Raw genomic sequence first — 15016 nt, forward strand, 5'->3', positions numbered from 1 at the left:
GTCCCTCTTCGGAGCCAACCAATGAACCGCCGCCACTTCCTGCGATTGTCGGTATCCGCAGCTGCAGCGCTGGCGATGATTGGCTGTGGCCGGTCGGAGTCCTTGCGGGTGGGGGTGCACCCCTGGATCGGCTACGAGCCGCTGTTTCTGGCTGAAGAGTTTGGCTGGTTAGCGGATTCGGTGAAGCTGGTCAAAGGTCAGGCGGCAACCGATTCCATGGACGGTCTGTTGACCGGTGAGCTGGATGCGGCGGCGCTGACTCTGGATGAGGTGATCAGGGTCTATGCTGAGGGCGTACCGTTACGCGTGGTTGCGGTGACGGATGTATCAGTGGGTGCGGATATGATGATGGTCAAGCCTGGCATAACCAGCCTTTCCGGTTTGCGCGGCCGCTCCATTGGTGTCGAGCTGGCGGGTGTGTCCGGCGTGCTGCTGTTCTCGATACTCGAGCACGCAGGCCTGGAAAGTCATGAGGTTACGTTGGTGGACCTGCCGGTCAATCGCCACCTGGACGCCTGGCAGCGTGGCGAAATTGATGCGTCGATTTGTTACGAGCCGGTCGCGTCCAGCCTGGCAAAGGTTGGTGGCACCCGCCTTTTTGACAGCAGTGATCTGCCGGAGACGATTTTCGATGTGCTGGTGGTTACGGAAGCGGCCGCCCGCAATCGGGCCGCAGCCGTGCGCGACCTTGTGCAGGCGCATTTTCGCGGCCTGCGGCATGTGGTTCGCAGCATGCACGATGCCGTATATCGTATTGCCACCCGCCAGGCTATTCACCCGGATCTCGTCCGCCGCGCGCTGGCGACAATCATGTTGCCTGAGTTGGCAGCTAACCAGCGTTACCTGGCGCGTCGCGGCCAGCTGGAAGCCGTTGCCAGGCGACTAGCCGAAATACTGGTGCGTGAGGGTCTGATTAGTAGTGCACCGGAATATGACCGCCTGTGTGATCCGTCGTTTTTGCCCCGGAGCCTGCGATGACCCCGCTTCGTCTGCGTCATGGACTCCTGGCGATTCTCTTGCTGATGGGGGTCTGGCAGAGTGTCCTGCCTGTCGCGGCCCAGGTCAGGGACGAGGTGACCCTTGGCGTCTTCGCCTACCGACCGGAGCCGGTCATTCGTGAGCGTTACGCCCCGTTGGCGGACTACCTGTCACAGGAGAGTGGTGTTCAGGTTCGCCTGGAGGTGCTGACACAGGAAGAGCTGACCCGCTCATTGGCCGCCAACCGGGTGGATTTCTTTCTCACCAACCCCAGCCATTTTCTGTTGATTCGGAGTGAAAGAAGCCTGACCGGCGTATTGGCGACTGTTATAAGAAGCTGGAACGGGCAGTCTACCGGCAGTATTGGGGGGGTCATTCTTGCCCGCCAGGAGCGTGATGACATCAATACCCTGAAAGACCTTCGCAATAAGAGCATCGCCACTCCGGGGGTGCATTATCTGGGGGGGTATCAAACGCAGGCGTTGGAGCTGTTGGACGCCGGGCTCGATATTCAGCGAGGCAATCGCATCGTTCGCCTGGGCAACCATGATCGTGTGGTAAAGGCTGTGTTGGCCGGTGATGCCGACGTCGGGTTTGTTCGCACTGGTATCTATGAGGATCTGTTTCGTGAAAGCCCGGGGCTTGCGGGTGAACTGAAAGTGATCAACCGACAAGAGCTCAGAGGGTATCCCTTTGTGCTTTCAACTCGCCTTTACCCCGAATGGCCGTTGGTGTCTCTGCCCCATGTGGACAGCCGGGTTGTACGCCGGATTGCCTCTGCGCTGTTTGCCCTGGAGCCGGAACATCCGGCCGCCCGTGCCGCCGAGCTTTCAGGGTTTTCGCCGCCGGCAGACTATCAATCGGTTGAAGAACTGGCCCGCAGGCTGAGAGTGGCACCCTATGATCAGGTGCCCAGGGTGACCTGGCTCGATGTGCTGAATCAGTACCGCTATTGGGTGGCGGCGGTGGCCGTTCTGGTTATCTTGTTAGCAATGACGAGCCTCTGGCTGGGTCGAAAGAAGCGTCAGCTGGTGGTTGAAGAGCGGCGGCAAAGAACACTCATTGCCAGCTGGCCGCAACCCATGCTGATGCTCCGCGAGGGTGTGCTGATCGACTGTAACCGGGCCGCAGTCGATCTGGTTCGTTACAGCTCTGAATCGTCGTTACTGGGCAAGAGCCTGACGGCATTCTCTCCCTTCGTCCAACCTGGCGGAACGCCGTCAATGCAAAAAGCGGAGTCCCTGTTGGCGAAAGTGATGCGCGGAGAGGTGGTTCAGTCCGAGTGGCTGTTTGTGCGCTCTGACGGCTCTGAAGTCTGGGTAGACATGACTCTGGCGCCGGTGCAGGAACCCGGCTCGGGAGCGCCGTCGGTTCTGTGTGCCTGGTACGATATCAGTCGCAGGAAAAACGCCGAAGAGCGGCAGCGCCTGGCACTCCGTGTTTTTGAAAACGCCCGGGAGGCTATTTTTATAACCGATGCCCACGGCGCGATTATCGATATCAACGATGCCTACACAAATATAACCGGCTTTGAGAGAGATCAAGCGGTGGGCAGCATGCCTCCGATGCCTCTGGATGAGGGCAGTTCGATTCTTGTGGTCGCCCGGGAACATGGCGTCTGGAGCGGCGAGTTTGCCAGCGGGCGCCAGAGTGGTGAGGCCGTAGTGCTGAACCTGACATTGAGCAGTGTGTTTGATGAGTCTGGCGCCCTCAGCCATTTTGTCGGTGTGTTCAGTGACATCACCCGGCTTAAAGACACCGAGAGAAAGCTGCGGACCATGGCGCATTATGATGCCCTCACCGGGCTGCCGAACCGGGTGTTGTTTTCAGATCGTCTGCAACAATCCATGGCCCAGGCTCGCCGACAGAATTATAGCCTGGCGGTTCTCTACATCGACCTTGATCAGTTTAAACCGGTGAATGATGCCTTCGGGCATGGCGCTGGAGACGCCCTCCTGGTGGAGGTTTCCCGGCGTATGAGGGCCACGCTGCGAGAAGAAGACACGCTGGCCCGCCTGGGGGGTGATGAGTTTTCCGCGATCGTGGTGAACATAGCCGGTGAGGCGGCTCTGCAACAGCTTTTGTTCCGGCTGCTTGAAGCCATTGCCGAGCCGGCCTGGGTAGCGGACCACAGTGTGGAGGTAAGCGCGAGTATAGGTTATACGCTCTACCCCCAAGCCTCTGAGCTCGATGGTGACCAGCTGTTGCGCCAGGCCGATCAGGCCATGTACCGGGCGAAAAGAGCGGGAAAGAACCGTTACTGCAAGTTTTCCGATGCCGTCAGCTGATTGCTGCCACCATTGAGAATCTCCGTGGCGGGCCGCCAGTTCAAGGATTTACCCCATTGGTCGTTCAACCGTCGCACAGAGCTCAGGGTGTCCAGAGTCTGGTCACCCAGCTCCGTGCTGAACTGCCGGGTAACCATCATCTGCAGCGTGGCGTTTTTCAGTTGATGGTAGGTCCGCTCGGCTTCCATCAGCAATTCCGGGGCGGGTTCTTCAGCCGCCACCAGCGCCCGGATGGTGCTCAGGTAACGATCCATGACCTCCATGACACCGGTAAAGTCAGTGCGTCGGCTGAGTGCTCGTAGCGTCAGCAGGCGACTGGCCAGTTCCGTGGCTTCGGTCAGATACCGGCAGGTTCGAATGCTGATGGTCAGCGCATCCACCACGCTCAATTGCATTTTTTCGGCCCGCAGACGGCCGATGTAATCGGTGATGGCATTGTTCAGATTACGTATTGCTTCGGCTTTCGGTCGAATGTCGGCTTCGGTCAGGCTTTCCCTGTCGAGGCACACTCTCAGTAAACCCCGGCTGTGGCCAATCAATCGCTTCATTTCCTGGTCCACTGCGCCAATGGCGAGTTCTGGTGTCGACACCAGGGTATCGTCCAGGTAGCGGGGTTCTGCGTTGTCTTCTTCCTTGCTGCGGAACATGCGCCCCAGAAGCTTGGCAAACGGTTTGATGAAGGGCAGCATGAGGAAGGCGCCCAGCACGTTGAACAGGGTGTGAAACAGCGCGAGCGAGATGGCCGGGTTGGCTTCAAGCTCAAGCAGATCGGTGAGGGATGCTACGGTCCAAAGCATGATTGGCAGAATCAGCAGGGCAATGGCGCCGGTCAGGGTGTTGAAAAGAATGTGGCCAATGGCCAGCCGGCGGGCGTTGGCGGTTGCCTTCAGCGCAGACAGAGCGGCTGTTGAGGTGGAGCCGAGGTTGGCGCCGATCACCGCCGCTGCGGCGTTGTCGAGGGTAATCAGGCCACCGGCTGCGGCCGTAAGTACAATGGCCAGCGCGGCACTGGAGGATTGTGTGAGCACGGTTGCCAGCAGGCCAATGGCCATATAGGCAGGTAAGCCGTAATCTGGCGCAACAATGCCGCCGCTGGTAAAGCCGCCGGCGACCGATTCAAGGGCGGTTTTGAGAATGGATAGCCCGAGAAAAAACAGCGCAAAGCCCGCCAGGGCCTCACCGAGAAACTGGTTGCGGGGGTTCCGGCTGATCAGTTTGACCCCCACACCCGCGGCCAGCAATGGCAGGGCGATGGCTTCAATGTTGAATCCGAACCCCACCAGGCTGACCAGCCAGCCGGTCATGGTGGTGCCGATATTGGCACCGAAAATAACGCCCAGCGACTGCGCCAGCGTGAGCAGCCCGGCGTTCACAAAACCGATGGTGGCTACAGTCACCGCCCCTGAGTGTTGAACAATACCGGTAATAACAAAGCCCGCCATCAGGCCCCGTAAGGGGGTTTTGGTCCAGTTTCCGAGCATATGGCGCAGATGGTGGCCAGCGGCGTTTTTCAGGCCGTTGGTCATCATTTCCATGGCCAGCATAAACAAAGCCAGGCCACCCAGAATCTGAAACAGGGAAGACATCATGGTTGTGGGATCACTCGTTCAGGATGGTTCTGCTCCAAGCTTAGCAGATGGCCGCGGCGGGCTGGGGTGCTAGTTCAGGAATTTCCGAACATCCAGTTTGTAGTCTTCGGGGTCGACCGCTTTTACAATCCGGTCCTGAGTGCCCGGGCGCGACAGGTCAACGCTTTCCACGGTGATCGGTAGCCGGAATCGTGTGTGGTACATCACTCGGACCACAGGCAGGCGCTGGTCATGCTCGTTGGCTTCAATCACCACGCCCAGCCGTCCGCTCTCCAGCAACACCAGTGAGCCGACGGGGTAGAGGCCCAGGCAGCGAATAAACGACTTCACCAGATCCGGGTCCAGGTGCCGACCACTCCATTCGAGCAGTTTTTTGAGCCCCTGTGTGGGTGTCATGCCCTTGTGGTAAACGCGGTCAGAGGTGATGGCGTCGTATACGTCGGTAATGGCCACCATGCGGCCGTATTCGGAGATTTCGGCGCCTTTCAGCCCTTCGGGATAGCCGCTGCCATCCATTTTTTCGTGGTGTTGGGCTGCGGTGATCACGCTGATCTCTCCTATGCCCTCGGTGCTGGCGAGAATGTCCCGGGAGCTGCGGGCGTGTAGCTTCATTACCTCAAATTCTTCCGGTGTCAGCCGGCCGGGTTTGTGCAGGATTTCGTCGGGCGTAAGAATTTTGCCAAGATCGTGCAGCAGGGCACCAACCACGGTCTGGTGCAGGGCGTCGGCCGACAGGCCGCGATAATTTCCGAACAGGGTCATCAACACGCTCAGGTTGACCGAGTGTTCCAGCAGGTAGTTGTCTTTCTCCCGGATTCGGCCCAGGCAACTCAGGGCATTGGCGTTGCGCAAAACGGAGTGTTGCAGTTCGTTGGCCAGCTGGTGAATGGGGGCAATATCGACGGCTGAACCCATCTTCACATGGTTCATGAAGCTGCCTACCATGCCCTGGGCCTGGCTGTGAATGCGCTGGGCGATCACCATCTCTTCGGCCATGGCGACACGGGGCTTCAAACCGGGGCTGAGTTCGCCGGCTTTTTGCAGTGCGGCTTCGTTGCGTTGATCTATTTCGGTCGCCGGCTCCGAGTCCTGGCAGTCGAGCCCTTTTTGGGCATCAATGTAGACGTGCTGTACCCCCATCTGACGAATTTTCTCGATGGTTTCCTCACGCTTGATCACGCCTTTTTTGCGCTGGGTGTTGTGAGGAATCCAGTCGTTGTTCAGGTCGGTGATGTACATGCCGACCTTCAACGCCTCGATGGGGATGCGTTTGATCATGGTTGTGGGAAGAACGTCCTTAGGCTGTTCTGGTATGTCTGGCTGACCACGTGGTCCAGTGGTATCTCCTTCACTTCGGCAATTTTCTCCGCCACGAAGGGCAGGTAAAACGGCGCATTTTCACGGCCCCGGTATGGCACTGGCGTCAGGAACGGGGCATCGGTTTCCAGCAGGATCTGTTCGATGGGCACCATGCGCACAATGTCCCGCACATTTTCCGCCTTGTTAAAGGTGGTAATGCCATTGAAGCCCAGGCACCAGCCCTGGTCGATTGCGTATTGTGCGAGCCCCGGGCCGGAGGTGAAGCTGTGAATCACACCTCGGCGTTCAAGGGTGTTTTCGAACTCCTTGAGGATGGCAATGGTGTCGTCATCGGCATCGCGGCTGTGAATGACCACGGGAAGATGGTGGTCACAAGCGATTTGCAGCTGCCGCCGGAACACCTGTCGCTGTACCTCCCGGTCGGCGTTATCGTAGTAGTAGTCCAGTCCGATCTCACCGATGGCAACGATTTTCTCATCCCCGGCGTGCTGGCGAATCTCGGCTTCAACGTCATCCGAGTAGCTCTCGGCATCGTGGGGATGAATGCCCTGGGTGCCGAAAATCCAGTCAGCTGACTGGCTGAGTGCGCGCACCGTTGCCAGGTTCTCCGGCGACACGGCAATGGTGATGATCTTCTCGATATTCACCTGCCGGCTTTGCTCAAGGATATCTTCCAGAGGCTGGTCTTTCAGGTAGTCCAGGTGGCAGTGGGTCTCAATGATCGGATGATCGAATACGGGGATCTCACGACGTTTTTTGCTCATGTCCGGTTACCAGACTCCGTCTTGGTCGGTGAGTGAATGCTATGCTGAAGGCTGTCTTGGACGAGTTTACCAGCTTGGCTGTTTTTTCGTCTGTATAACGGTCATAGGGAGTTTCTTGGATGAAGTATACGGCGTTCGCCCGTTCCTGGTTTCTAAACCCGGAAAAGTCCGAATTCAACGGTTACCCGACAGAGCTGGACGATAGCCGGGACATCCCTTCGCTGGAGGCCAGCCTGGAAGATATCGGTGAATACCAGCGCCGACTTTGGGCAAACCGCAAGAAGGCCCTGCTGTTAATTGTTCACGGCCCGGATACCAGCGGCAAGGACAGCTTGATCCGTACCCTGGCAACCTATGCGGACCCGGCGGGATTTCATGCCTGGTCGTTCAGCCGGCCAACCGAGATGGAAGCGTTACACGACTTCCTATGGCGGGTAACACCGTTGCTACCGGGCTATGGCCAGATGGTGGCTTTTAATCGCAGCCACCACGAAGCGGTGATTGGCGAGCGAGTTTGGCCGGTGCGGGCGGCGGAGACCTATAACTGGCCGGCGCGGTATCAGGCCATTTGCGATTTTGAGCGCCACCTGGTCAGTGAGGGCACCTGCGTGGTAAAGGTCTGGCTTAATCTGTCGGAAGACGAGCATAAGCGCAGGCTTTTGAAACGCCTGGATAAACCCCGCAAGCGCTGGAAGTTTGACCGGTCGGATATTGAAGGCTGGAAGCAGCGGGCGACCTATCAGGCATACGCCGAAGAGGCGCTGGCCGCCACCCATACCGAGGACGCGCCCTGGTTTGTAGTGCCCGGGGATCGCAAGCCAGAGGCTCGGGCGATCATTGCGGCGTTGGTGGCGGAGGTGCTGAAGCAGCTGGCACCGGACTACCCGGCCGAACATCCGGACGTATTAGCGGAGTATCGGGCGTTGCTGGCAAAAAATGGTGTGAAGTAAGTGAGCGGAGGCAACCGATGCACATTGTCGTAGTAGGCGGTGGCGTGGTGGGTGTCACCACGGCACGGGAATTGATCCGCAGGGGCCATCAGGTAACGGTGCTGGAACGGCACCCGGTCGCAGGGAATGAGACCAGCAAGGGCAACGCTGCCCAGCGCTCCTATGGCGTCGTGTACCCCTGGGCTGATCCGTCGATGGTGTTCAAGGCGTTGCCGTGGCTGTTGCGTCAGGACGGCCCCCTTAAGCTGGGTTTGCCACCGTCTGTGGCGGCCCTCCGGTTTATGTTTTCGACCCTCCGCTATGCCTGGTCGCCCGGGTTGTTTGGCCTCAACAAACGGGCCATGTTGCGGCTCGGCGTGTTCAGCCGGGAGTGGTTTCTGGCAATTGAGCAAGAGCATGGCCTGGCGTTTGATGGCGAGCACAAAGGGCTCCTGCACCTGGCCAGTTCGCCACAAGCGATGGATGATTACCGGCAACTTTACCGGTTGCTGAATGAGATGGGTATTGCTGCCAGCCTGCTCACGCAGCAGCAGGTGCGAGAGGCTGAGCCCGGTATGACGGGCGACGGCCCGCTGTATGGTGCTATCCGCTACGACACCGACGGCACCGGCGATTGTCACCTGTTCTCCCAGGCCCTGGCCGGCGTCTGCGAACAGCTGGGTGCCCGCTTCCGCTACGGCGTGGAGGTTGAGGCCTTGCTGGCGGACCCGCAGAGGGTGAACGCGGTGCAGCTCCGCAATCCTGATGGCCGTTCGGACATTCTGGAAGCCGATGCCTTTGTGGTGTCAGCAGGGTGCTGGTCGCCCGGGCTGGTTCGGCCACTGGGACTGAACCTGCCAATCTATCCAGTCAAGGGTTACAGCATTACCGTGCCGCTGAGAGATCTGGAAAAAGCGCCGGTCAGCACCGTTCACGATGACAATTTCAAGGTGGTGTCCACCCGTCTGGGCAATCGTTTACGAGCGACCGGGTTTGTCGAGCTGGTGGATTTTAACCGGGATATTCCGGACGCCCGCATTGCCACCATCCGGAAGTCAGTGCAATCCCGTTTTCCCGGCTGCGCCGACCTGGATGCGGCCGAGACCTGGACCGGCTTTCGTCCCATGACTCCGGACGGCCCGGCCATCATTGGTCGTGGTCCCCGGGATAATCTGTTCCTGAACACCGGCCACGGTACCTTCGGTTGGACGTTATCGGCGGGCAGCGCTGCGGTGATTGCCCAGGTGATCGAGGGCGAAGAACCGGTGGTGCCGCTGGATGCGTTCAGGCCGGGCCGGTTCGCCGAGTAACGTCAGAGCTTGCGCTGAATATTGCCGCACAGAGTGTGAGCAAAGCCGATGTCGCGCTCGGTCAGCAGCGGCAGCCGCTCGAATACCCACTGGGACAGCTTCTCATCGGCCGGTGCATCCACCTGCGGCAGCAGTGTTTCCAGTCTGGAGCGCAGGGCACCCAGGCCCGGCGTGGCGGCCGGTTCTTCAGTAACCGTCGGTTGTGCGAGCCCTGACAATTCCCAGGCATAAAGCATCACCGCCTGTGCCAGATTCAGGGACGGGTAACTGACCGCCATGGGAAAGCCTGTGAGCAGGTCGCACAAGGTCAGTTCGTCGTTGGACAGGCCCCGGTCTTCCCGCCCGAACACCAGGGCCGCGGTAGTCACTGCGGCGCCCTTGTTGGCCAGTACCGAGCGCAGCTGTGCCGGCTGATGCCAGTCCTGCCGGTTGTGGCGGGGCTTGGCGGAGGTGCCCATCAGCAAATCCGCGGAGTTCCTAACCGCCGTCAGATCAGGGAAAATGCGGGCGTTATCCAGAATGTGATCGCTGCCGTGCGCCAGCCAGTGAGCTTTCGGGTCTGTGTGCAAATCTGAATTGACCAGCCACAGCTCTGTGAAACCCATGGTGCATAAGGCCCGGGCCGCGGCGCCGACGTTTTCCGGAACTTTTGGTTCAACCAATACAAAGGCCAGTTTCATGACGTTACCTCCGGCGGCGAGTGTACACGAGCTTGCGCCATCTTTTTACACTCGCTGGCAGGCGGTGAATGGCTGGCTGGCTTGCCATGAGTCTCTGTGGCGCCCGGTGCCGTTTATGGAGCCAGAGCCACCCTGGTGTCGTCGATACCCGGAGCTGGCACGCTGGCTGGAAGGTTTGTCGGATGCTGACTGCGAGCGTCATGAAGAGCATCTGGCAGACTTCGCCGTTGAGGCCGCACGGTTTGTGCCGGAGCTGTCCGGTTACCGGAAACTGATCGCTGTGCCCGCACTGATTACCCCGGAGACAGGGCAGGCAGCGGCCTTGCCGGAAGTCAGTGCGGTTGATATGCCGGGTAGGAAACGCCTTCAGGCCGGGGCTTTCGCGGCTTCGCTGGTTCCGGTGCAAGGTGCGGTGCTGGACTGGTGTAGCGGCAAAGGTCATCTGGCCCGAACGTTTGCCGGGCAGGGCGCTGAAAAGGTGCTGGGTTTTGAGTGGAATCCGGATCTGGTGCAAGACGGGAACCGGCTCGCAGCCCATTACGGTGACCCGGTGACGCTGCAGCAGCAGGATGTGATGGCCGGCGACCTGGCCTGGCCGGAGGCTGCTCATGGGGTGGCGCTGCACGCCTGCGGCGACCTGCACCGCCAATTGCTTCGGCGTGGCAGTGGTGCCGGCGCGCCTCGCCTGAGCCTGTCGCCCTGTTGCTATCACCTGACTGAAAACGAGGTGTATCAACTGTTGTCAGAACAGGCCCAGAATTATGCCCAAGCGCTGAATATCGATCGGAATGGTCTCCGGCTGGCGGTGCAGGAAACCGTGACCGCGCCAGCCCGGGTACGGGAGCAAACCGCTCGTGTCAGTGCCTGGCGCCTGGGTTTCGATGCTTTGCAGCGATCTTTGTCGGGCCTGGATCGTTACCTGTCGGTGCCATCCCATCCGCCTCGTTTGAACAACGGCAGTTTTGAAACATTCTGTCGCTGGGCCGCAGATAAAAAGCAGCTGGTGTTGCCGGAGGGTATTGACTGGCAGTTCTGGGAGGGGGTTTCTGAGCACCGGTCAAGGCAGGTTCGGCGCCATGAATTACTCCGGCACCTGTTCAGAAGGCCATTGGAGCTGTGGATGGTGCTGGATTACGCGGTTTTTCTGGAAGAGCAGGGCTACCAGGTTCGGCTGGGTGCCTTCTGCGAGAGATCGCTGACGCCGCGTAACCTACTGTTGGATGCGGTCAGGGCCTGTTAATCGCCAGATAAACAAACAGGGCGCCCGAGGGCGCCCTGTTTGGTCAATGCCGAACCGGTTTGTCTTAGCGACGAACCTGGATGCGGGCTTCCACACGACGGTTCTGGGTGCGGCCAGCCGCGGTGTCGTTGCTGGCAATTGGCTCGGCTTCACCGTAGCCAACAGCCGTTACCCGGTCCGGATCAACACCGAGTACGGAAGTCAGGCGGTTGGCCACGGCTTCAGCACGGCGCTGAGACAGGAAGCGGTTGTAGTCGGCTTCACCACGGTCATCGGAATGGCCAGCAATCTCTACGCTGGTTTCCGGGTACTCATTCATGAAGTCGGCAACTTTACGGATTTCGGTGTCGTAGGTTGCGTCAATCACAGAGCTGTTAGTGGGGAACTGAACACGCAGTTCGATGGTTTCGATGGTTTCGGTCACGCCTTCACAGCCCGTTGCATCGACGGTTGCGCCCGCAGTGGTGTCCGGACACTGGTCCTTGCTGTTCACTACACCGTCGTTATCGCTGTCCAGTTCACAGCCACGGCTGTTTACGGCTGCTCCGGCCGGGGTGTTCGGGCACTGGTCCTTACTGTCGGCAACGCCGTCGTTATCGGCATCCAGCTCACAACCGCGACTGTCTACCTGGGCGCCAGCCGGAGTGCCAGCACACTGGTCACGGGAATCGGGCACGCCATCGTTGTCGGCATCGGCCGGCGCCTTGGGCGCAGGATCAGAAACCGTGCGGTGGAAAGCCCAGCTCAAGCCCAGAGATACCATGGTGTCGAAGGTGCTTTCGTCGATACCGTGGAATTCGCGCAGATCACCCCGGATGGAGATCATGTCGCTGACGTTGTAGCGGAAGCCTGCACCCAGGTTTACGCGGGTTTCGTCGTGAGCGGTGCCAGCGGTGTTGTAGGAAATAGTGTCGCCCATGCCGAATTCAGCATGGCCGGCACCCATGGAAACGTATGGGTTCCAGGCTTCGTCCGGGCCGGCAAAGTAATAGGTGCCGTCCAGTCGGAGCTCTTCAAATTCGGATTTGCCATCCACGTACTTGCGGTCTGCGTCCGCCCGGGAGTAAATGGCTTCTACCGACCAGTGGGGGCGAAAACGGTATTCAATGCCAACACCGTAGGTGCCGGTTTCGCTCAGGTCCCGCTTGTCGTCAAACAGCTGGAAACCGGCGAACGGGTTCAGGTAAATGGTTTGCTGGCTTTCCGCGATAGCGGGTGTGGCAAGGGATGTAGCAAGGGCGGCCAAGGCCACCGGGCGCATGAGCTTCATGCAGAACCTCCTGTGTGATTGTTATTTCCTGTAACGGGTTCAGGAACTACGGATAAATTCCGAAAAAACATCGTATTACTCGAAATTTAGGCCAGTAGGCCAAAAAAAACAAACAAAAGACAGTGTTAACACCTCAGGTTTTATACGGACGCGCGGGCTATCGGGTTACTGTGAAGTACAAGTGCGCACTTTTTTTGCTGAAGTTCAGGGTGTCGGCGTTGTCAAAGCGCACTTCAAATGAGCTCTCGTCTTCACCGGTTACTTCACCTGCGCCAAAGACTGTGTGTACCACACGCCGGCAGTGCCAGATGGGTTCCATAGCCTTCGGCTCCTCCTCGGCGGCGCCCTCAAGCGTTAGACCGGCACGGGCGGCGTAACGACGGCTGATGGCTGTTACCGGCTGGTCCAGCGTCCAAGGCTGTTGCTCCGTCGGGTGGTCGGCATCCAGTCTGGCGCCCAGCTCGCTTGAAAGTGGGTAACAGAGCTCCGATACAAACCGGCTGGGCCCTTGATCGCCGTCCAGGTGCGGTTGGGCGCTCACTGGCCGGGTAATCAGGTGCAGTGCGTTGCGGGCTCGGGTCATGCCGACATAAAGTAACCGGCGCTCGCTCTCCAGCAAAGCCCGGGCATCGTCCTGGGGCCGGGGGCTGTAGGGCAGGTATTTTTCTTGCAAGCCGGGAATGATCACCACCGGCCATTCAAGCCCCTTGGTGCGGTGGATGCTGGACAGCAACACGCCCTGCTCTGTCTTTGTGCCGGCCTGCTGTTTCAGTGCCTTGAGGTGATCCAGCGCACCTTCGGCATCCGTGTCCAGGCTCTTCAGGTAGTCTCTGAAACCCTGAATGGTGTCAATGCGTTCCTCGGCGCTGTCGTGGGTCAGTGCCAGGCTGCGAATACCGTCGTACAGATCGGTGTATTCGGCATACACGCTGATCAGTCCGGCCACCGGTCCTTTGTACTGTTGCAGTTGTGCCAGCACCTCTCCGAGTTTTCGCAGTTTGCGGGCGGCCATGGGCTGCAGAGCGTCAAAATCCATGGCCAGCAGGCGTTCATGCCAGTCTTCGGTAAATTGCGCGAGAAACTGCGCCAGGTTGTCCAGCTCGGGCTCTTTCAGCCCGGCATGGGGGAATCGAAGCAATTGCCGGGCGGTGTCGAGCCGGTCGGCATCCGGGAGCTGGCTGGCCCGGCCGCTGACCACCATCAGCAGTGAGATGATGGCCTGAACCTCTCTGCTGAACAGCGCACCTTTGCCGGCGTCTATCCGGTAGGGAATCTGCCGGGCCAGCAGCTTCAGTTCAATCGGAACACTCTGGCTCCACACCCGGACCAGGATGGCGGTCTGGCTGTTTTGCTCCGGGCTCTGTTGCTGAAGAATGTTGAGCACCTGGTCGCCGTCGTTTTCCGCCCGGTGCAATTCTGCCCGGGTGGCGGGTGTGGAGGGATGGGAGTGGCACATGACGTCCTTCCGGCCTGTGTTGTGGCAGATCAGGTGGTTGGCGAGCAGGGCGACCTGATGGCCATAGCGGAAGGTGTAACTCAGGGTTTGCTCCAGGGGACTTTCAAACTCGTCGCTGAACCGGCGCAGGATGAACTCCGGTTTGGCGCCACGGAATTCGTAGATGGTCTGGTCCGGGTCGCCCACCACGGTGACTCTGGCCCGATCGCCGGCCACGTAGCGCAGCAACAGGTGCTGGATTTCATTGGTGTCCTGATATTCGTCCACCAGAATGAGGTCCATTTTGTTGCCTACCAGGCGTTGCAGTGGCGGGTTCTGGTGGATGGCCATCACCGGTTCGTAAATCATGTCAGCGTAGCTGATCCGGCTTTGGCTTTTGCGCCATTGTTCGAAGCTGTGGAACAGGTCGATCAGGTAGGTGTGTTTTTCCGAGTAGCCCAGTTCTTCGAAGACAACCTCGGCCGGGGACAGGCAGGTTTTCACCAGGTCAATAAAGCCGGTGGCGGTTTCGACGAATTCCTTTTTATTGCGGCGAATTTCGTCAGCGAGGTCTTCCGGTGCCAGGCGTCGGGTAAGCATCCAGGCCTGGTAGCCAATTTCCTGTTCGGTGAGGATTTTGTCTGAAAATCCGGGCAGGTAGCCTTCGCGCACAAAGCGTTTGTAGAGGCGGAAGCCCATGGCGTGGTAAGTGCGGATTTCCGGCGTTGCCAGGCCGGACTGGTTGCATACGAGCTGTAGTTTACGTTCAAAGTCGATTCGGGCACTGCGGTTGAACATCAGGACCAGCATCCGGTTCGGGTCGTGGCCCTGTTCCAGGAGGTAGCGGATGCGCCAGGCGAGGGTGGAGGTTTTGCCGCTGCCTGCGACCGCGGTAATCACCGAGTGTTCATAGCCGGCGGTGATGATGGTCCGCTGTTCTTCGGTGAGGTAGTCCGGGAGGTATCGGGTATCGGGTGCTTGGGGATTGATTGGCATGGCGGGTATTGTACTTGGCAACTGGCAGTGGGAGTAGTGTTGTCCCATAATCTCGACCTTGATCTTACACAGCGTTTGTCGCCCGTGTTCACCCGGGTAAGGCCTGCCAAAAAACGCTCCTTCGGCACATCCCTGTGGCGCTTCGGCTCCGCCATCCCTGGCTCCGCAGACTTTTGGCAGGCCTTACCCGGCTGAACACTCCTTCGGAGTCCATGTT

General features: G+C 59.3%; 11 protein-coding genes. 5 read left to right on the plus strand and 6 right to left on the minus strand.

What is annotated here, in order from left to right:
• Window positions 1-21: 21 nt before the first annotated feature.
• Both QPL95_RS13900 and QPL95_RS13905 read left to right on the plus strand, forming a co-directional pair.
• Window positions 22-978 carry an ABC transporter substrate-binding protein gene (locus QPL95_RS13900; RefSeq protein WP_303291591.1) on the plus strand — a complete coding sequence of 319 codons (957 nt, stop codon included), beginning with the start codon at window positions 22-24 and terminating at the stop codon, window positions 976-978.
• A complete protein-coding gene (locus QPL95_RS13905) occupies window positions 975-3266 on the plus strand; it encodes a diguanylate cyclase (protein ID WP_303291592.1) in 2292 nt (763 codons plus the stop codon). The genes QPL95_RS13900 and QPL95_RS13905 overlap by 4 nt, the downstream gene beginning before the upstream one ends.
• Here the strand turns inward: QPL95_RS13905 and QPL95_RS13910 are convergent.
• The 3 genes from QPL95_RS13910 to QPL95_RS13920 form a co-directional block, all read right to left on the minus strand.
• A complete protein-coding gene (locus tag QPL95_RS13910) occupies window positions 3236-4855 on the minus strand; it encodes a Na/Pi cotransporter family protein (protein ID WP_303291593.1) in 1620 nt (539 codons plus the stop codon). The two genes, QPL95_RS13905 and QPL95_RS13910, sit on opposite strands and share 31 nt — an antisense overlap.
• Window positions 4856-4924: 69 nt before the next feature.
• A complete protein-coding gene (locus QPL95_RS13915; RefSeq protein WP_303291594.1) occupies window positions 4925-6133 on the minus strand; it encodes an HD-GYP domain-containing protein in 1209 nt (402 codons plus the stop codon).
• Entirely contained in the window at window positions 6130-6939 is an 810-nt protein-coding gene (locus tag QPL95_RS13920; RefSeq protein ID WP_303291595.1) for a TatD family hydrolase, read from the minus strand. Before QPL95_RS13920 ends, QPL95_RS13915 begins: the two co-directional genes overlap by 4 nt.
• A 119-nt stretch (window positions 6940-7058) precedes the next feature.
• Between QPL95_RS13920 and QPL95_RS13925 the strand changes: the two genes are divergently transcribed.
• Window positions 7059-7889 (plus strand): polyphosphate kinase 2 family protein, encoded by an 831-nt coding sequence (locus tag QPL95_RS13925; protein WP_303291596.1) that lies wholly within the window; start codon window positions 7059-7061, stop codon window positions 7887-7889.
• Complete coding sequence (locus QPL95_RS13930) at window positions 7844-9178, plus strand: D-amino acid dehydrogenase (protein WP_368389756.1); 1335 nt, start codon at window positions 7844-7846, stop codon at window positions 9176-9178. The genes QPL95_RS13925 and QPL95_RS13930 overlap by 46 nt, the downstream gene beginning before the upstream one ends.
• Window positions 9179-9180: 2 nt before the next feature.
• Here the strand turns inward: QPL95_RS13930 and QPL95_RS13935 are convergent, their stop codons facing one another.
• A complete protein-coding gene (locus QPL95_RS13935) occupies window positions 9181-9858 on the minus strand; it encodes a tRNA/rRNA methyltransferase (RefSeq protein WP_303291598.1) in 678 nt (225 codons plus the stop codon).
• Here QPL95_RS13935 and QPL95_RS13940 point away from each other — a divergent pair.
• Window positions 9857-11098 carry a methyltransferase gene (locus tag QPL95_RS13940; protein WP_303291599.1) on the plus strand — a complete coding sequence of 414 codons (1242 nt, stop codon included), beginning with the start codon at window positions 9857-9859 and terminating at the stop codon, window positions 11096-11098. The two genes, QPL95_RS13935 and QPL95_RS13940, sit on opposite strands and share 2 nt — an antisense overlap.
• 64 nt (window positions 11099-11162) lie before the next feature.
• Here the strand turns inward: QPL95_RS13940 and QPL95_RS13945 are convergent, their stop codons facing one another.
• Entirely contained in the window at window positions 11163-12368 is a 1206-nt protein-coding gene (locus QPL95_RS13945) for an OmpA family protein (RefSeq protein WP_303291600.1), read from the minus strand.
• Between the two features lie 157 nt (window positions 12369-12525).
• Window positions 12526-14799 (minus strand): ATP-dependent helicase, encoded by a 2274-nt coding sequence (locus QPL95_RS13950; protein ID WP_303291601.1) that lies wholly within the window; start codon window positions 14797-14799, stop codon window positions 12526-12528.
• Window positions 14800-15016 lie beyond the last annotated feature (217 nt).

It is taken from the genome of Marinobacter sp. SS5-14b (assembly GCF_030541005.1).
In the GTDB taxonomy this organism is placed as follows: Bacteria; Pseudomonadota; Gammaproteobacteria; order Pseudomonadales; family Oleiphilaceae; genus Marinobacter.

Coding starts and splice junctions, on each gene's coding strand:
- QPL95_RS13950 (WP_303291601.1), bottom strand. CDS start 14,799: ATGCCAATCAATCCCCAAGCACCCGATACCCGATACCTCCCGGACTAC.
- QPL95_RS13945 (WP_303291600.1), bottom strand. CDS start 12,368: ATGAAGCTCATGCGCCCGGTGGCCTTGGCCGCCCTTGCTACATCCCTT.
- QPL95_RS13940 (WP_303291599.1), top strand. CDS start 9,857: ATGACGTTACCTCCGGCGGCGAGTGTACACGAGCTTGCGCCATCTTTT.
- QPL95_RS13920 (WP_303291595.1), bottom strand. CDS start 6,939: ATGAGCAAAAAACGTCGTGAGATCCCCGTATTCGATCATCCGATCATT.
- QPL95_RS13905 (WP_303291592.1), top strand. CDS start 975: ATGACCCCGCTTCGTCTGCGTCATGGACTCCTGGCGATTCTCTTGCTG.
- QPL95_RS13925 (WP_303291596.1), top strand. CDS start 7,059: ATGAAGTATACGGCGTTCGCCCGTTCCTGGTTTCTAAACCCGGAAAAG.
- QPL95_RS13910 (WP_303291593.1), bottom strand. CDS start 4,855: ATGATGTCTTCCCTGTTTCAGATTCTGGGTGGCCTGGCTTTGTTTATG.
- QPL95_RS13915 (WP_303291594.1), bottom strand. CDS start 6,133: ATGATCAAACGCATCCCCATCGAGGCGTTGAAGGTCGGCATGTACATC.
- QPL95_RS13935 (WP_303291598.1), bottom strand. CDS start 9,858: ATGAAACTGGCCTTTGTATTGGTTGAACCAAAAGTTCCGGAAAACGTC.
- QPL95_RS13900 (WP_303291591.1), top strand. CDS start 22: ATGAACCGCCGCCACTTCCTGCGATTGTCGGTATCCGCAGCTGCAGCG.